This is a genomic window from Corynebacterium sp. CTNIH16, from assembly GCF_032821655.1.
GTDB classification, from domain to species: Bacteria; Actinomycetota; Actinomycetes; order Mycobacteriales; family Mycobacteriaceae; genus Corynebacterium; species Corynebacterium marquesiae.
The window spans coordinates 46,289-63,507 of record NZ_JAVBIG010000004.1 but is presented as its reverse complement, the minus strand read 5'-3'; the positions used below and the strand labels follow the sequence as shown (position 1 = coordinate 63,507).

Genomic DNA, 17,219 nt, shown 5'->3' with positions numbered 1-17,219 from the left:
ACTTCAACTTACTTTTTAAGCCTTTGTGATTTTTTGCGCCGATGGCGGCCTAGCCGGAAGAGCGTGGCTAAGACCAGCGCAAGGGCGCCGGCTATGCCGACGCCATACACGCTTACGATACCGGCACGCGTTTGCACAGCGATATTGATGGGCTCGGAGATGGTTTGCTTTTCTGGGGTAGCAAGCCACAGGCCAATGTCCGTGCGATCGGCGTCCTTAGGCATATCGGCGGTCATGGATACAGTAATAGAGCCCTTGGCCGGAATACGGACGCTCTTGGGTGTGTTGAGGCGCGCGCCATCGGGGGCATCGTATTGCAGCTTGGCCTCCACCGGTAGTGGCAGACCATTTTCTGCCACGATGAGCAGCGGCGATGACTCGGATACGCGGGTATAGACATTGCCCGGTGGGATAAGCGCCACAGAAGAACGCAGGTCCCGCAGCGTATCGGAATGCGCATCCATCGTACGAGTGAACCGGCGCTGCGCCTCTGCATTGCTTCCCAAGCTATCGCGGTTGGTCAGCGAGAGGGCGGCGAGCAGATCCCGGCGCAAAGGCAGGACGAATTCATAGCGAGTGAGCGCGATATCGGGATCATCGACCATGATATTCATCAGCTCGCCGGTGTAGCGGGCCTGCTGCTCCACGCGGACGATATCGGATTCGGCAAAGGCGGCGGGATCGCTAAAGGGGCTGCCGGGCAGTGAACCGGGCTCCGCGGTCTCCTGCTTCAGGCTGCCGACGGTGCGCGGATGGGACTTACCGGAAGCGATGAGTGCCTCGGCAGAGTCGAGTGCGTATTCGGCCGCGCTGGGATCCAAGTAATTGGGCAAGCGTGCCACGGTATCATCGCTCGCGGCCAAGCTCAGTGCGGCGCCGCCGGTGATGGCACGAGAAAGATCGGAATCGAGCGAGTAATCGTAGCGCAGCTCTGGGTTGGAATAGCCCACCGTCTGTGGTTTGGAGCCGGTTTGGGCGAGGAGGGCGCCCAGGGAGGCGTCGAAAGTCACGGCGCGGCCGGGCCACGAAGTATTATCCGCCACCAATGCGGGCAGGGGCAGCGGCTGATCCACATAGCCGGAGCCGACCGCGAGCACGGTGGTGGCCGGCTTGGCACCGAGAATTCGCTCGATGGTGTGATTGCCGCGTTGCAGTCCTTCGTAGGTAAGGAAGGGATTATTCGCTTTGGCCACGGAGGAAGCATTGGCGTTCGCCCACGGCATAGACATAAAGCAATCGAGCTCGCGCAGGCGCTTGAGCCAGCGGGCGGCATTCTCTTTCCCTGAGCCGGGTTCGAGGTGCACATCGTCCCCGTTAGTGAACCACGAATCGCGCAGGCGCTTAGGGCGCTCGGCTTGAGATGGGCGGGCAGAGCCCACCTTATAGCCCTCCGCCATGCGGTTGACCGTATCCAAAAGGGCGGGATCGATAGCTACGCAGCCTGCCCCGCGCAGGTCGTGGTCGGCGTACGTGCTGACCAAGCGATCGAGCCGGCCGCCCTCAGCCAGTTCACCGGCCAGCTCCTCAGAGGAGAGGATAAGGTCCTCTCCCCCAGTGCCGCCTGGTATCGAGTCGATATCGGCGCTGATGGGATAAACCACGCTGAGATCGTGGGGTTTGGAGTCCGAGGGGGCATCGCCAAGCGCCTGCTCCTTTCCCTTCACTTGGCCTACCAGGCGCTCTTCTGCAAAGCTGACTGCTTCACCGCCGACGGTGCCGGTGAGGGTAAAAAGCAGTGGATAGGCTCCGGGCTCCTCAATCGCCAAGGTCTGCTCGCCGTGCAAGGAGGTGGGAACCTGGAAGGTAACCTCGCGGGATTCGCCCGGCTGCAGGGGCGCGGTGGCGGCGCTGGGACCGTAATACGGGAATTCGCCGGTGGCCAGCTGCGTGCGGGCCTGCGCGGTATCCTCCACGGCATCGCCGCGGCGGCTCGTGAGCTGGAGATCCTCCATGGCTTCATCGGTAGGATTGTGCAGCCGGAAGGTCAGTTTCAGGTCCTTGCCCACGGTAAAGGGCTCGGCCGCAAGGAGATCAAGAGTGGCCCGCTCCGGCCCGCGCGCGCCCAACCATGCCTGGATATCCTGCTGCTTTTCGGCGGCCGAGTCCATCTGCGCGGCGGCCTCTGGTAGCGGCAGGCACACGCCCCACCCCGCTACCGCCATGCAGCCGCCCACGACGGCCCAAGACTTCAGGCGCTGACGCATTACCGTGGGGTCACTTTCCCCGCCGCGGCTTCCTTTCGTGCGAGATCGGGAAGGAGATCATGCGCGATGCGCGCCAGCTTGCGCTCATCGGCGTAGGCCAAGTGCTCGATGAGTTCAGAGACGGGGATCCACGAGACTTCAGTGACCTCTGGATCCTCATCGTTCATAATGCCGTCTACAAAACGCAGCAAGTGGTGGTGCACGGTCTTATGGATGCGCACCCCATCAGAGACGAACCAGTAATCAATCATGCCGAGGTCCGCAAAAACCTCACCAGAAATGCCGGTTTCTTCCCATACCTCGCGTTCAGCGGTGACCTCCTTGGCCTCGCCATTTTCCACGTGGCCTTTGGGCATGGACCACAGCAGGCGCCCGCGGCGGTCGAGGCGGCCGATGAGCGCCACATAGAGCCGGGAAAGGTCGACGTTGCCATTGGCATCGACGCACTCCGCTAAGCCGGAGACAACGAGGCCGCCCGCGGAGGTCTCATCGCGGGTTTCCATGGCCGTGGATTGGCCATTGCCACCGCGGTAGGGCTTGCGCTGCTGAGTGGTGCGGCGCGCGCGATTATCCGGCCGGCGGCGCCGCCTGCGCCGGGACCGGTTGCGGTTGCGGCCGCCTCCCTTGGAGGGGCCCTGTTCTTGGTTAGTCATCCCTGCCAATCGTAGTAGACTCTCACCCGTGAATTTTCAGGACACTCAGCTAATCGGCGTTCTTGCCCGCGCGGAATCCACCGTCTCCTCCCTCAGTAGCCTGCTGGGCGGACTGGTGGAGAAATTTGCCGCGCGCGGCTACTCGCTCTACCTCGTGGGCGGCTCTGTGCGCGATGCGCTTTTGGGCCGCTTGGGAAATGACCTGGACTTTACTACCCCGGCCCGCCCCGAGGTGGTCAAGGAGATCCTCGATGAGTGGGCCGAAACCGTGTGGGATACCGGCATCGACTTCGGTACCGTCTCCGCGGCCTACAAGGGCCAGCAGATTGAGATCACTACCTTCCGCTCCGATTCTTATGACGGCCAGTCCCGCAATCCTGAGGTGGTTTACGGTGACACCTTGGAAGGCGATCTTGTCCGGCGCGACTTCAAGGCCAATGCGATGGCCATTGAGCTGCTTGCCGACGCCTCCTTTAAGTTCCACGATCCGCTCCACGGCCTCCAAGACATAGCTGACCGGGTTCTCGATACCCCGGATAAGCCGGAGATCTCCTTCCACGATGATCCGCTCCGCATGCTGCGTGCAGCTCGGTTTGCCTCCCAGCTAGAATTTCGCGTGGCCGATCGCGTCGTGGAAGCCATGCGGGATATGGCTGGCGAGATCCAGCGCATCACCGTGGAGCGCGTGCAGGTGGAGCTGGATAAGCTCATCTGCGGCACGGCCCCGTGGGATGGCATTGATCTACTGGTATCTACGGGAATCGCGGACTATATCTTCCCGGAGATCCCCGCGCTACGCATGACCGCGGACGAACACGCGCAGCACAAGGACGTCTATGCCCACTCGCTCAAGGTGCTAAGCCAGGCCATGGATCAAGAGGAAGATGGTCCAGACCTCGTCCTGCGCTGGGCGGCGCTGCTGCACGATATTGGCAAGCCGGATACCTTTGATAACACCGATGGCAAGGTCTCCTTCCACCACCACGAGGTGGTGGGCGCCAAGCTCACCCGTAAGCGCCTGCGCAAGTTGAAATACCCCAAGGCCACCACAGAAGCTATCGGCCAGCTGGTCTATTTGCATATGCGCTTCCACGGGTTTGGGGAAAATCAGTGGACTGATTCTGCCGTGCGCCGCTATGTCACTGATGCCGGCGATCTCCTTCCCCGATTGCACAAGCTGGTGCGCGCCGATTGCACTACCCGCAATGCCAAGAAGGCCCGTCGCCTCCAGCGCACCTACGATCAGCTCGAGGAGCGTATCGAAGAGATCGGCCGCAAGGAGGACCTGGCCCGCGTGCGTCCAGACCTTGACGGCAACGAGATTATGGAGATCTTAGGGCTCCAGCCCGGCCCAGAGGTGGGCCAGGCGTGGTCCTATCTCAAGGAGCTGCGCCTCGAGCATGGTCCCCTCGAGCGCGAGGACGCGATTGCGAAGTTGCGCGAGTGGTGGGATTCTAAACAGTGATGTTTGCCGATAGATTATTCAACGCCCTCGAGCGCAATGACCCCGCCCCCGGCCAGCTGCTCATCGCCGCTCCGGGCATGCTTTCGCCGGAATTCGCCCGTTCCGTCATTCTCGTCATTGAGCACAATGACATGATGACCTTCGGCGTGGATCTGACCAAGCGCTCCGAGGTGGCGATTTTCAATGTGCTGCCGGAATGGCTTCCCGTCGTGGCCAAGCCGCAGGCGCTGTATATTGGTGGCCCGCTCAACCAGCAATCCGTGGTAGGGCTCGCGCAGACCAACCAGGGCGTCGATCCGGACAAGCATGACCGACTCACCCGCCTCGCCCCGCGCCTCGCGCATGTGGACCTGCGTGCCGACCCAGAAGAGATAGAGCCCTTGGTCTCGGGCATGCGCATGTTTGCCGGCTACGCCGAGTGGGGCCCAGGCCAGCTCGAGGAGGAAATCGAGGCCGGTGAATGGTTCGTCTCCCCTGCCCTCGCCCAAGACGTTATTACGCCGGGCCCGGCCGACCTCTGGTCCGATGTTATGAAGCGTCAACCCATGCCATTGCCGTTGTACTCCACCTATCCTGTCAACGTAGAGGACAATTAATTCCTATCGCTCTGCAGGCATTGGGCTACACTAGCCCGCATGCGTGAGGATATTTCACAAGGCTTGCAGGATACTAGGGCCGCCGCCATCGGCCTCATTCCCCTTGGTCTAGCCTTCGGCCTGCTCATGGTCCAATCCGGCTTCAGTTGGTGGTGGACGCCTATTTTCTCCATCGTCATCTACGCCGGCTCGATGGAGTTCCTCGCCATTTCCATGGTCACCGGCGGCGCCACAGCCGTGGCTTCCCTAGTCACCGGTTTCATGGTGAACTTCCGCCATATTTTCTATGGTCTCACTTTTCCTCGCCACCGCATTCACTCGCGCCTGGGCAGGGCTTATTCCACCTACGCGCTTACCGACGAAACCTATGCCATCGTCTCCTCCCTCCCCACCGATGATCGTCCGACCGGGGCCCGGATCCTCACCATCCAAATTTTTTGTCAGGCCCTGTGGGTCGGTAGTGGCATTGTCGGTGCTCTCCCCGGCCAGGTGATTCCCTCTACCGTGCAGGGCATGGAATTCGCCCTGGTGGCGCTCTTCGTCGTGCTGGCGATGGATTCCTTCCGCAATAACCAGGATTTCTCTTTGCCTTTGAGCGCGGCGATGGTGGGGATCCTCGCGGCCGCCTTCGCCCCTGGACAACTCCTTATGGTGGCTCTCAGCGTCTACTTCATCCTGCTCATTATTCGGTACCTCTCCCCACGCGTTGATGCCGCTTTCAGCTTGCGTTGGCGAGGCGACCTGACGCGATTCCGGGAGGAGTGCTAAATGCCCGCTGGAGTTACCCTTGCCTCCATCGCGGCCGTCCTGGTTCCCATCGGCCTAATTACCGTTGTACTTCGCCAACTTCCTTTCTCCTTTGTGAAATGGATGAAGGATAGGCAGTTCTTTTCCTTGCTCGGCATGATGATGCCTGTCGGAGTGATGACTATTTTGGTGGTGTATACCGTCCACGGGCAGGCCGGCGCCCCCGGTGGTATCTGGGCGGCTCTCCTTGGCGTGGTGGTCACTTTCCTGCTTCATCTGTGGACGCGGGACTCAGCGCTGTCCATCTTCGGCGGAACCGCCTTGTATATGCTCCTCGTCAACGTAGTCTTTTAGCCTTTGCGACTCTTATAGGCCGAACTTGGCGGTGGCTTCGGACCATAGGGCGTCGAACCGAGACTGGTCCACGTACTGCGCGCTAATGTCCGGAAAATCATCATAGGTATCCGGGTGAGGGACAACCTCTTGCGGCTGATCTACGTTTCCCGTGGAACTAGTTGGTGTCGCTACCCCGACGATGGCATCCGAGAGATCCAGTGCAATCATGCGCACCATGCGGCAGCTGCTTGCATCGCGCTCTTCCATTTCCGCCATGTGGATCGCTGAGCCCACGCCAGGGACGTTCAGTTCGGTTCGTACGTATAGGTAATTCGTCATGGCATTTAAGTGTAGCTACGTGCTAGAACGCTGCGCGTAACGGGCCGCTAGCCACGAGCACATCATCAGCTGAACCTGGTGATAAATCATCAACGGGAGGATTAGTAGGCCAAGGGATGCGCCGCCAGAAGCGAAGATTACCGAAGCCATTGGCAGTCCCGTGGCTAATGACTTTTTCGATCCACAGAACTCAATTGCAATGGCGTCGGCGCGATTGAATCCCATTTTTTGGCTTGCCTTTCTGGTGAGCCATAGCATGAAGGCGACGAAGGCAGCAGCGAACACAACTAGGAAAGCCAGATCCCACAGGGAAATAGAGGACCAAATTCCGTCCACCACACCCTTAGAAAAAGCGGAATATACCACCATCGCGATTGAGCCGCGGTCCACGACTTTAGTGGCCTTGCTTTGCGCAACCTTCCTCACCCAGCGCCGAGTAAGCTGACCTAAAACAAATGGCGCCAACAACAGCAGGGCGATTTCGCCGAATACTGACGTATCGATGTGAACTCCTCCCCCCGTTCCCATGAGGAGCATGACGAGCAATGGAGTGACGATTACTCCCACCAAGTTTGAGGCAGAAGCCGATACGATTGCGCCCGCTACGTTTCCTTTCGCGATCGAGGTGAAGGCAACCGAAGACTGCACCGTGGATGGAACCAGCGTGAGGAATAAGATACCTAAGTACATGTCGTGCGATATGACAGCAGTGAGTGGCCGCAGTGCTATGCCTATTAGCGGGTAAACCACAAAGGTAAAGGCGAGAATTGTGAGGTGTAGCCGCCAGTGTTTTAGTCCGTTGAGGGCTTCTTGAGTGGAAAGTCTCGCGCCATACAAAAAGAAAAGTAGCGCGATGGCTACGTTTGTTAATTGGCCGAATATGTCGGCAAAGTTCCCTCGGGCTGGTGCGATTATCGCAATGATGACCGCTAGGATAATGAGGACAATAAGCGGGTCGGGCTTCTTCAAACGCTGCAGCATGCTAAGAGTTTAAACCCGATTCGTCTTCGCATGCTGCAGATACTCGGGCTAAGAAAACACAACCCGTGTAGTTTCACGTGAAACCACACGGGAAATGCGCCTTAGGCCGTAGTGACGTTAGAGCCGTCTTGTTTAACTTCGTATTCTTCCAATGGATCGCGCCCCGGGCCGGAGATTACGCTTCCGTCGCTGAGATTGTAGGAGGTGTTATGTGCCGTGCAGGTTGCCGTCATGCCATCGATCTCGGTGATTGGATTGCCCTGGTGAGGGCACGTTTGGGAGTAGGCCTTAAACTCGCCTTCCTTGAGCTGGGTGAAGATCACACCATCGACAATCTTAGCGGAGCCAATTGGAATCTCGGTCGCCGCAATTTCTGCGGAGGGAGAAGAGCCACACGCCGCGGCGTAGGCGCCTGCAAATGTGGTGGCGGTTCCAAGCAAGAACATTCGACGAGAGCACTTAATCATGTCTCTACTCTAGCCCGTTGGTCTCGCGTAATGTGTTATTCCCGTTTACCCGGTTGAAATTATAGTTTCACGTGAAACTCTGAACTTAGTCAGCTAGGAGCCCCTCCCACGTCTCCGGAGAGCCATCGGAGGTAGCGATAAGTTCATAGGTGCCGGACTCAATTCCTAAATCATCAACGATGCTCTGTGCAGATTGCTGTTCGTGTGCTTCTGCTACGGACGTCGTTACCTTGTGGTCTTGCTCAGCGTAAGCGCCGATCGCAAAAGTTGAAGCGGCGATGGCCGCCAGGGCGGTACTTTTCTTCATGCAGTATATTCTGCCCTTCAGGGGCTGGTTGCGCTTTTGCCTGTTAGGGTTCCATGGCACCTTTATGTAATCTCTACCCTCTCGCAGAAACCGGATAACGACGATAAATCAACTATTTGTGTGTCCAAGTATGGGGTCAATCAAGAACACGGGTGATTGAGAAATTCGACAGTTACTAAAAACGCACAACAACCCGGCCCCCCTATTACCGTCACGGTTACTAAACCTAAGTGCTTGCGGATGCTCTCTATCCACATGGGATAGCTACAAAAATTCCCCTTCTGGACGGAAGATGAATCTTTCTCCAGAAGGGGTTGGTTGCGCAGCAGTGCGTGGCTACCTGTCGGATTCGCGAGCGGCGTGACGGAGCGCGTCGACATCAACCTGGGGGGCGGAAGCTCCGGCGGCCTCTTCCCCACCGCAACCGTCGGAACTACAATTACAGGATTCTCCGTAACCCTCCTCATCCGCGTGTGCTTGTTCGTAGAGGAACGCGGCACGTGAGCCGAGGTTAGAACCGATGGAGAGGGCTAGAACAGCGGCCACAAAAGTAAGAACCGGGATGAGCCACATCCAGCCTTGCGCACGAAGCGCGACGATGCCGCCAAAAACTAGACAGACACCGCTAAGGATCCAGAATGGTCCGGCGACGCGATGGGCATTGTCCCATGCTTCACGAGATTTGCGAATCTCCTGTAGGCGCAAGCCGATATAGCTATTTCCAGGTAGGCGCTTGGTTGAGGCCAAGGCTCCCACGACGATAAGAAAGACGGCGAGGATTAAAAAGATGATTCCCACAGCGATCATGTACTTAGTTTAACCTTGTAGCGCCAAGATAAAAATCGTGGCTGGGGTGAGTGTTCTGACTATGCATCCGGGTGGGGTAGTATGCCTTTAAGGTCGATCGATAGATATTGAATCGACCGTTGCCTTTGTACCGCGCTGTTTCACCTTGGAATTGTTTACCAAGGGGCGAAACACCCGATTTGATTGTAAGTACATGAATCTCAAGAAACTCTCGGAATCTTTATTGTTCCGCATCATCGTCGCCATCATCCTTGGCGTGGTGGTGAGCCAATTCGCGCCAGAATGGTTTGGCCGCGTATTCGCCACCTTCAATGGGCTCTTTAGTAACTTCCTCAATTTCTTTATTCCGGTCCTCATCTTCGCGCTTATTGCCCCGTCGATTGCTGCTCTGGGGCGGGGAGCCGGGAAATGGTTGGGTGTTACTGCAGGCATTGCCTACGGCTCAACGATTGTTGCGGGTCTTCTGGCCTACGTACTTGCGCACTGGCTCTACCCCACCATGCTCAGTGGTCAGGATCTGATTACAGATGTCTCCGATATCGATGAGGGCGCACTTACCCCGTACTTCGAGGTGGAAATGGCGCCGCCTTTTGAGGTTATGACGGCGCTCTTGTTGTCATTCTGCATCGGTGTAGCGATGACTACAGTGAAGTCCGATACCTTGTATGCGGTCACAAAGGAATTGGAGAGCGTAGTAGTCAAGGTCATTTGGGGCTTTGTAGTGCCAATTCTGCCCTTCTATATCTTCGGCATGTTCTTGGGCTTGGGCATGAATGGCAATTTAGGCTCAGTGCTCTCGGCCTTCGCCAAGGTCCTCATTCTGGCAGTTGTCATGACTCTGGTTTACCTGGTGCTCCAGTACATTATCGCTGGTGCAATTACCGGCAAGAATCCTTTCAAAGCACTGCGCAATATGTTGCCGGCATATTTCACCGCACTGGGAACCTCCTCTTCTGCCGCCACCATCCCGGTGTCTATGGAGTCCACCTTGAAGAATGGCATTTCGAAGCCGGTGGCAAGCTTCGTTATCCCGCTGTGCGCGACCATTCACCTCTCTGGTTCCATGATTAAGCTGACGCTCTATGCCTTTGCGATTGTGTACATGGCGAACCTGGATATTAGTACGAGCACTGGGCTTGGTTTCATCTTCCTGTTGGGGATCATGATGATTGCCGCACCAGGTGTGCCTGGCGGTGCGGTCATGGTCGCAGCTGGACTACTGGCGGACATGATGGGCTTTGACGATGGCATGGTGGCACTGATGATCGCGGCCTATATTGCAATCGACTCGGTTGGCACTGCCGCCAACGTTACTGGCGACGGCGCCATTGCGATGATCGTGGACAAGTTCGCAGGCGACAAAAAGGGCCCTACGGAAGAGGAACCTGCAGAAGCAACCGCTTAGAGGCTTTCTTAATTCGGACCCCTTCTCAGCTGCCGATAGCTGAGAAGGGGTTCTTCGCGTCTTCAAGACTACTTTTGAGTCGCTGCCTTCATACGAGCTACATACGCGGCGAGTTCTTTATGCAATGCTTTCTCATCGGAAATGCGGCCTGGAGTTCCTTCCACTGGCCCGCCTTTCGCGTCTGTTTCACGTGAAACGTGGCGATCAATAATCTTGGTGATTGCGGAGCCTGTAATGGCGCCCGCTGCCCCAGCGGTCACGGCATCGTGCACGTGTTGCGGCTCGGAGATGCCGAATCCTAGCAGTACTGGAGGTCCGTCGAATCTATTTATGTTGGCGACGACATCTTCGAGCCCAATAGTCTCAGATTCCTTTTCGGCACCCGTGACTCCATCTCGTGATACTGCGTAGATATAGCCGCGTGAGCTTCGAGCGACGCCCTCGAGGGTGTGCCCAGTCGCGCGGGCCGGGGCGATAAATATTGGATCAATACCGGCTTTTTCTGCTGCGGCGATGAAGGGGGCGCCCTCGCGCACGGGGACGTCGGGAAGCAAAATGCTGTCCGCGCCCGCTTCTGCAAACTCAGCGTAGAAGCGGTCGAAACCCCGAGTGAACGCCACATTGCCGTAGATGAGCATGCCGATGGGAAGCTCGGGAAATTCCGCGCGGATTGTTCGCACCTGTTCTAAGGCGGAATCTACGGTGGCGCCGCCGTCGAGCGCGCGCAGGTGGGAGGCCTGAATGGTGGGGCCGTCGGCCACCGGGTCAGAAAATGGAACGCCTAGCTCCAATGCATCGGCTCCGGCCGCGACGACGGTTCGCACGATGGCCAGCGTGTGCTTCGGCGTGGGATCGCCCAACATGAGGAATGGGACGAAAGCGCCCTCTCCCCTGTTGTGTAGTGAGTGGAATAGGTCTTCGTATCGCGTGCTCATTAGTTCTTCTCCTGGAGCTTAAATTCTGGGTGGTTCTCAAGGGTGTGGCGAACGTAGTCGATGTCCTTATCGCCGCGGCCGGAAAGGGAGACCAAGATAGTGATGTCCTCGTCCTTACGCTTCAAGGCGTAGGCCAACGCGTGAGAGGATTCGAGGGCCGGAATGATGCCTTCCTTAGTGGAAAGAAGCTGGAATGCTTCGAGTGCTTCGGCGTCAGTAATGCCGACATATTGTGCGCGGCCACTGGCGTGTAAGTGCGCGTGCTGTGGTCCTACACCCGGGTAGTCGAGTCCGGCGGAAATCGAATAGGATTCTTCTACTTGGCCGTCCGCGTTGCGCATGAGGTAGCTGCGCGCGCCGTGGAGGATGCCAACCGTACCGTTGTTGATGGTGGCACCGTGCTTGCCGGAGTCTAGGCCTTCGCCGCCAGGTTCGGCGCCGACGAGTTCGACTTCCTCTTCTTCAATAAAATCTGCGAACATACCGATTGCATTAGAACCGCCGCCGACGCAAGCCACTACTACATCCGGTAGCCCACCGGTGCGCTCAAGCATCTGGGTCTTAGCCTCTTCAGAGATGACCTTGTGGAACTCTCGGACGATGGTTGGGAATGGGTGGGGTCCGGCCGCGGTACCGAGGAGATAATGGGATTCATGGAAAGTGGCGGTCCAATCACGGAGGGCCTCATTCACCGCGTCCTTAAGAGTTCCGGATCCGGTGTCGACGGCGACGACCTTCGCGCCCATCAGCTCCATACGGAATACATTTGGCTGCTGTCGGGCCACATCTTTCGCGCCCATGTAGACCACACACTCGAGATCCAGTAGTGCGCAAGCAAGTGCACTAGCGGTGCCGTGCTGGCCCGCTCCGGTCTCCGCAATAATGCGTGTCTTCCCCATCCGCTTTGCTAGCAGTGCCTGACCGAGAACTTGGTTCGTCTTGTGTGCTCCACCGTGTACAAGGTCCTCACGCTTGAGGAAGATGCGCGCCTTGCCCCCGAGGTTCCTCGCCTCTGTAATTGGTGTGGGACGGCCGATGTAGTCACGCAATAGCGCGCTTAGCTCGTTGCGAAAGGCTGGGTCGTTTTGTGCTTCGACAAAAGCCTTCTCAAGTTGGTCGAGTGCTGGGATGAGGGATTCGGGGACGAACTGTCCGCCGAATTCACCAAAGTATGCCGGAAGGAGCGTTTCACGTGAAACTGTCATCGTTCTCTTCTTTCTATGGGTGTGTGTAGTTTCGGATGGTGCTAAAGGCTTGGGCGATCAATGAGGAGTCCTTGCGGCCGGGTGCATACTCCAAGCCTGAGTTGAGGTCCAGTCCCGAGGTTTCGATTCTCAGTGCCTCTTCGAGGTTCTCTACCCGGAGCCCTCCGGCGAGGAGAGCTTTCTCCTTCACTTCAGGGGGAATCGTCTGCCAGTCAAATGTGGTTCCCGTCCCGCCACTGCCGGAGTCGAGGACAAGAGCGCCTACTTCTGGTACTAGGTCCGGTGTCAAGGCAGCGAAGTCAGGGTTATTCATGTCGATGGCCCGCCAAAGGCTAAGACCATCAGCGACGTCACGAACATCTTGAAGGAATTCCAGCTCTGCTTCCCTACTGCCTTGGAATGGGGCGTGAAGCTGGAGAACTTTGAGGCCGGGGATCCTGGCTAGGTTTCCTAGCGTCTCCAAATCCGTAGACCGCGTCACGGCTACGTACTCCAACTCTGGTTCCGCGGAAATGATGCTCTGTGCGGTTTCACGTGAAACACTGCGGGGCGAATCCGGTGCGAAGATGAGGCCTCCATAGCGGGCTCCGGCAGCGCGGGCTGCTTGTGCGGAGGAGGCGGTGGTAAGGCCACATACTTTATTGGTACCGAAGACGAGGTCGCGTGCCGCTCGATCGATGTCTTCCTGGGAGGTGAGCTGCGAGCCTACAAGGAAGGCATGCGCGTGGGCTCCTAACCGGCGGACGGCAGCGTTATCTCGGATTCCAGATTCGGAAACTATCACCTTTCCGTCTGGAACATGGCGGGCTAGGCGTTCGGTACGGCCTAAATCAATGCTGAGATCGTGGAGATTGCGGTTGTTGATGCCGATGATATCGACGCCAAAATCCACCGCGCGATCGACTTCGTCCTCGGTGATTGCTTCAGTCAAGACGTCTAGGCCGAGTTCGTCCGCCAGTGCCTTGAGCTCACCGTAGATGTCATCGTCGACGATAGACATCATGAGCAAGATGGCATCGGCGCCGTAATAACGCGCGGCATAGACCTGGATGGGATCGACAATGAAGTCTTTGCACAGCACCGGCACATGGGTGGATAGCGCGACAGTCTGCAAATGGTCGTAGTCGCCGCCAAACCGATCGGGCTCGCACAAGACCGAGATGGCGGAGGCGTAGCGAGAGTAGATTCGGCCAATATCGCCCGGGCGATAGTCTTCGCGAATTTTGCCAAGGGACGGCGAGGCAGACTTGCACTCTAGGATGAAGCGGTTGGTGCCACGCAGGGCATCGGCAAGCGAACGCTCCGATCGTGGCACACTAGCCAGGTCTACGTGGGATAGCCGCTCACGGAGTGCGGGCAGGTGAGTGCGGCGCTCGGCGACGATCTCCTCGAGCACCGTAGGTAAAGTATTCTCCGACATTAATTCTCCTCCCCTACTGCATAATTTGTGCTCTCGTGGCGCGAGAGCCATTCTTCAACAGTGCCACTGCCAATCAGTTCCTTTGCGTGGGTGACTCCCGCCGCGATAGTCTCCGTGGTCCCATTGAGGTAAAACATGGCGCCGGCGGTGGCGGCAATGGCGTCCCAATGGGCGGGCTCGCCACGGCCGGCAAAAACCGCACGGAGGGCTTGGGCATTGGCGGCGCCATCGCCGCCGGCTAGGTCCGCTAGTTCGTGGCGCTTGATGCCGAGGTCTTCTGGGTTGAGCTCATAAGAGACAATCTCGCCGTCGTTGAGCTCCCAGACCTGTGTCGTGCCGTGGGTAGCGATCTCATCGGTGCCAGCACCATGGACGACCAAGGCGCGTTCCCGGCCGAGCTCTCGGAAGACTTCCGCGATGAGTTGGCCTTGGGCCGGGTGTGCGATGCCCATGATTTGCAGCGACGGGCGCCCTGGGGACAGGAGGGGACCTAGTGTATTGAAGATGGTGGGGATACCTAGCGCCTTGCGCACCGGTTGTACGTGGGCGACCGCTGGGTTGTAGGCTGGCGCGAATAGGAACGTGAAGTTGGAAGCTTTAAATTGGCGCACCGCCCGGGCGGCGTCTAGGTCCAGTGGGATATTCAGGGCTTCGAGAACATCGGCCGATCCGGACTTGGAAGAGACCGAGCGGTTGCCGTGCTTGATCATCCTCACTCCCCCGGCGGCGGCAACGAGGGAAGCGCCCGTAGTGATATTGATAGTATTCGCGCCATCGCCACCAGTGCCGGCCGAATCCATGAGTCCTTTTCCGGTGAGGGGGAATGGATAGCCCACTTTCAAGAAAGCTTTGGCTGCGCCGGCAATATCTGCGAAGGTCTCGCCGCGGGTGCGGATATGGGTAAGTAGCGCCGCGATATGAATATCGTCGTAGTCGCCCACGGCCAAGGGGGTAAATACCTCCATGGCTTCTTCGATGGTGGGTTGAGAATTATTCAGGAAGGCTTGCAAGGTACGCAGGGGTGTGTGATTCATTTTAGTGCTCCGTATCCATAGTTGCGGGTGTATATAGTTGGTTAATGCAACGCTCAAGCATGGCGGGGCCGCGGGGTGTGAGGATGGACTCGGGGTGGAACTGCATGCCGAGGGCCCTACCATCGTCCGTTTCGGCCGCCATGGTTACCTCTCCGATGTCCGTAGACGTACGCGCGAGACAACGCATCCCCCGAGGAAGGTCCGTACATCCAAGCGAGTGATAGCGCGCCACCGGAACTTGCGTACCAAGGTGACCCGGTTGGTCCGGCTCGGTATCGGTGGCAAGGCCCTGAAAGACGGGGTGCATAACGCCGGCCTCGGTCAGGGTCATCGGGAGGGACTTCCCGTGCACCGGGCCGCACGGTTCGACCGCGCCGCCGTGGTGCTCGAGTAGCGCTTGGAAGCCGAGGCATACGCCGAGGAGCGGGGTGGTGCCTAGGGTGGCGTCGATAAGTTCCATCATGCAGCCGGCGTCCCGTGGATGACCGGGGCCCGGGGAAAGCACAATAATGTCGGGTTGCGCGTGCAGCACGTCGTGCACCGCTACGGTATTGCGAAACACGGTGGTATCGAATCCAGCGAGGGCATCGACGAGGTTGTAGACAAAAGAATCGTGGTTATCCAGAAGGACAATATGCGGCGCGTTCATCGCTGTACCTCCAATTCGGCTCCGTGTGCCATGGCGATGGCATGGAGGACGGCGTAGGCCTTATGCACCGTTTCATCGGCCTCGGCTTGCGGCACGGAATCCTTGACCACGCCGGCACCGGCCTGCACAACTGCGGTGCCGTCCTGGACGTAGGCCGAGCGGATGACGATGCAGTTATCCATGGCTCCATCGCCGCGCAGGTATCCCACCGCCCCGCCATAGGAGCCGCGGCGCTTTCCCTCCGTGCGACGCACCAGTTCGGTGGCGCGCAGTTTGGGAGCTCCGGTGAGCGTTCCCATGTTCATGCACGCACGGTAGGCATGGAGGGCATCGAAGTCCGGGTGGAGCATCGCCGTGACGCGGGAGACTAGGTGCATGACCCGTGAGTAGCGGTCAACGTGCAGGAGTTCTGCCACTTGCCGGCTGCGGGGCACGGCCACGCGAGCGAGGTCATTGCGTGCTAAGTCCACCAGCATTGTGTGCTCCGCAATCTCTTTCTGGTTTGTACGCATTTCTAGCTCGTTGCGAATATCTAGTTCATGGTTGATGCTGCCATCCGGGTTGAGCCCGCGTGGGCGAGTTCCGGCGATGGGATAGAGCTGAATCTGCCTATCTTCCGGCGTGAATTTGAGATTTGATTCTGGCGAGGCGCCGAAGAGCTCATAGGCGGCACCGCGGACGTAGAACATATAGGGCGAGGGGTTGGTCTCGCGCAGCGCCCGGTAGGCAGCCAGGGCGTTGGGGCATTCCACGGTGAAGGCGCGCGCAGGCACTACTTGGTAGATATCGCCGACGTGAATATTGCCTTTAAGCTTGTCAACGTCCGCCCGAAACCCCGCATCATTCACATCGGCCACCGCCCGGATCCTTTCCCTTTGCGGCGCCGTGGGACGAGCAGCCACCGGCAGTGAGGCAAGAGAATCCAACTCTTCCCGCAGGCGCTTGTCGTCGATGTCCCAGCCTTCTAGGTGTGCAGTTCCTTGTAGGTGGTCCACTGCGAGGACCGTTTGGGCTACCAAGAATTCAAAGTCCGGGTAGGTGTTGGCCCCGGGCTCAACCTCAGGCAGTTCCTCAAAAGTAGCGAGGTAGTCATAAGCGAATCCGCCCCCAAGGAACGGCAATAAAGGAGAGGAATAGTTGGCTTCTAATTGCAAGAACCGCAAAATATCAGCGGTAGATTCGGCAAGGAGCCGCTCCCGCTCGTCTGGATGGGTAGACTGCGAGAACTCGAAAACCGCCGCGGTAGTTTCACGTGAAACTAGGCGATGGTGGAACCGGTCCTCGAGGGAAGGAAGGAGCGTTTCCCCTGCTTCCGTGATAGCGCGTACCTCGACCCTCTGGCCCTGGCACGTTACCTTCAGGGCCGCTTGAAGTACGGCGAGGCAATTGAGATTCTTCTTGGTCTCAATGTCCGCGCTTTCAAGAAGTAAGGAGTCGTGCGGTTGTGCGAGGGCGTCAAAGATTGCGGCGGCATCGCTGCCGTAGGAGATATCGCGAGTGGCGGTGAATGGCATTGCAGTGCCCTTTCGATGGGTGTGGGGAACGGGGAAACGGATAGTGAGCTTCCGCGAGCAGAGGCACTAAAACGCCAAAAGGCCCGCAGAATGCGAGCCTAAAAATGGGAGGTGAAATAAGGCCCGCGGGTTACGCGCGCCACCACCAGGCAGTA

General features: G+C 58.3%; 17 protein-coding genes and 1 pseudogene. 5 read left to right on the top strand and 13 right to left on the bottom strand.

The window, feature by feature from the left end; translation table 11 throughout:
- Positions 1 to 8 precede the first annotated feature (8 nt).
- Both RAE04_RS05080 and RAE04_RS05075 read right to left on the bottom strand, forming a co-directional pair.
- Complete coding sequence (locus tag RAE04_RS05080; RefSeq protein ID WP_317026639.1) at positions 9 to 2,204, bottom strand: DUF6049 family protein; 2,196 nt, start codon at positions 2,202 to 2,204, stop codon at positions 9 to 11.
- A pseudogene (locus RAE04_RS05075) lies at positions 2,204 to 2,707 on the bottom strand (NUDIX hydrolase); the annotation flags it as partial. The pseudogene RAE04_RS05075 and the gene RAE04_RS05080, both read right to left, overlap by 1 nt.
- Before the next feature lie 178 nt (positions 2,708 to 2,885).
- On the opposite strand from RAE04_RS05075, the gene RAE04_RS05070 reads away from it, so the two are divergent.
- Genes RAE04_RS05070 through RAE04_RS05055 form a run of 4 tightly spaced genes read left to right on the top strand, consistent with a single transcriptional unit; the run spans position 2,886 to position 6,019 of the window.
- Complete coding sequence (locus tag RAE04_RS05070; protein ID WP_317026638.1) at positions 2,886 to 4,322, top strand: CCA tRNA nucleotidyltransferase; 1,437 nt, start codon at positions 2,886 to 2,888, stop codon at positions 4,320 to 4,322.
- Positions 4,322 to 4,918, top strand: a complete 597-nt coding sequence (locus RAE04_RS05065; RefSeq protein ID WP_150850467.1) for a YqgE/AlgH family protein — start codon at positions 4,322 to 4,324, stop codon at positions 4,916 to 4,918. Before RAE04_RS05070 ends, RAE04_RS05065 begins: the two co-directional genes overlap by 1 nt.
- A 39-nt stretch (positions 4,919 to 4,957) precedes the next feature.
- Positions 4,958 to 5,686: an AzlC family ABC transporter permease gene (locus tag RAE04_RS05060; RefSeq protein WP_294165970.1), complete on the top strand. Its 729-nt coding sequence runs from the start codon at positions 4,958 to 4,960 to the stop codon at positions 5,684 to 5,686.
- Positions 5,687 to 6,019 (top strand): branched-chain amino acid transporter permease, encoded by a 333-nt coding sequence (locus RAE04_RS05055; RefSeq protein WP_294165969.1) that lies wholly within the window; start codon positions 5,687 to 5,689, stop codon positions 6,017 to 6,019.
- A 12-nt stretch (positions 6,020 to 6,031) separates the two neighbouring features.
- Here RAE04_RS05055 and RAE04_RS05050 read toward each other — a convergent pair whose 3' ends face one another.
- From RAE04_RS05050 to RAE04_RS05030, 5 genes are all read right to left on the bottom strand, one after another.
- A complete protein-coding gene (locus tag RAE04_RS05050; protein WP_294165968.1) occupies positions 6,032 to 6,340 on the bottom strand; it encodes a hypothetical protein in 309 nt (102 codons plus the stop codon).
- Between the two features lie 15 nt (positions 6,341 to 6,355).
- Entirely contained in the window at positions 6,356 to 7,321 is a 966-nt protein-coding gene (locus RAE04_RS05045; protein ID WP_294165967.1) for a bile acid:sodium symporter family protein, read from the bottom strand.
- Between the two features lie 101 nt (positions 7,322 to 7,422).
- The gene (locus RAE04_RS05040) at positions 7,423 to 7,788 is read right to left on the bottom strand and encodes a Rieske (2Fe-2S) protein (RefSeq protein WP_294165965.1); all 366 of its coding nucleotides are present in this window, start codon (positions 7,786 to 7,788) and stop codon (positions 7,423 to 7,425) included.
- Positions 7,789 to 7,873: 85 nt separating this feature from the next.
- The gene (locus RAE04_RS05035) at positions 7,874 to 8,095 is read right to left on the bottom strand and encodes a hypothetical protein (RefSeq protein WP_049377777.1); all 222 of its coding nucleotides are present in this window, start codon (positions 8,093 to 8,095) and stop codon (positions 7,874 to 7,876) included.
- Positions 8,096 to 8,431: 336 nt separating this feature from the next.
- Complete coding sequence (locus tag RAE04_RS05030) at positions 8,432 to 8,902, bottom strand: SdpI family protein (protein ID WP_317026637.1); 471 nt, start codon at positions 8,900 to 8,902, stop codon at positions 8,432 to 8,434.
- A gap of 193 nt (positions 8,903 to 9,095) precedes the next feature.
- Here RAE04_RS05030 and RAE04_RS05025 point away from each other — a divergent pair, with 193 nt between their 5' ends.
- Entirely contained in the window at positions 9,096 to 10,307 is a 1,212-nt protein-coding gene (locus RAE04_RS05025; protein WP_284791717.1) for a dicarboxylate/amino acid:cation symporter, read from the top strand.
- A gap of 68 nt (positions 10,308 to 10,375) precedes the next feature.
- On the opposite strand, the gene trpA is transcribed toward RAE04_RS05025, so the two are convergent.
- The 6 genes from trpA to RAE04_RS04995 are packed head-to-tail and all read right to left on the bottom strand — an operon-like array spanning position 10,376 to position 17,064.
- Positions 10,376 to 11,242, bottom strand: a complete 867-nt coding sequence (gene trpA, locus RAE04_RS05020; protein ID WP_317026636.1) for a tryptophan synthase subunit alpha — start codon at positions 11,240 to 11,242, stop codon at positions 10,376 to 10,378.
- The gene (gene trpB, locus RAE04_RS05015) at positions 11,242 to 12,447 is read right to left on the bottom strand and encodes a tryptophan synthase subunit beta (RefSeq protein WP_317026635.1); all 1,206 of its coding nucleotides are present in this window, start codon (positions 12,445 to 12,447) and stop codon (positions 11,242 to 11,244) included. The genes trpA and trpB overlap by 1 nt, the downstream gene beginning before the upstream one ends.
- Positions 12,448 to 12,460: 13 nt before the next feature.
- Entirely contained in the window at positions 12,461 to 13,867 is a 1,407-nt protein-coding gene (gene trpCF / locus RAE04_RS05010) for a bifunctional indole-3-glycerol-phosphate synthase TrpC/phosphoribosylanthranilate isomerase TrpF (protein WP_294165955.1), read from the bottom strand.
- Entirely contained in the window at positions 13,867 to 14,901 is a 1,035-nt protein-coding gene (gene trpD, locus RAE04_RS05005; RefSeq protein ID WP_317026634.1) for an anthranilate phosphoribosyltransferase, read from the bottom strand. The genes trpCF and trpD overlap by 1 nt, the downstream gene beginning before the upstream one ends.
- 1 nt (position 14,902) lies before the next feature.
- Positions 14,903 to 15,550, bottom strand: coding sequence for an anthranilate synthase component II (locus RAE04_RS05000; RefSeq protein WP_317026633.1), 648 nt, complete (start codon positions 15,548 to 15,550; stop codon positions 14,903 to 14,905).
- Entirely contained in the window at positions 15,547 to 17,064 is a 1,518-nt protein-coding gene (locus RAE04_RS04995) for an anthranilate synthase component 1 (protein ID WP_317026632.1), read from the bottom strand. Before RAE04_RS04995 ends, RAE04_RS05000 begins: the two co-directional genes overlap by 4 nt.
- Between the last annotated feature and the right edge of the window lie 155 nt (positions 17,065 to 17,219).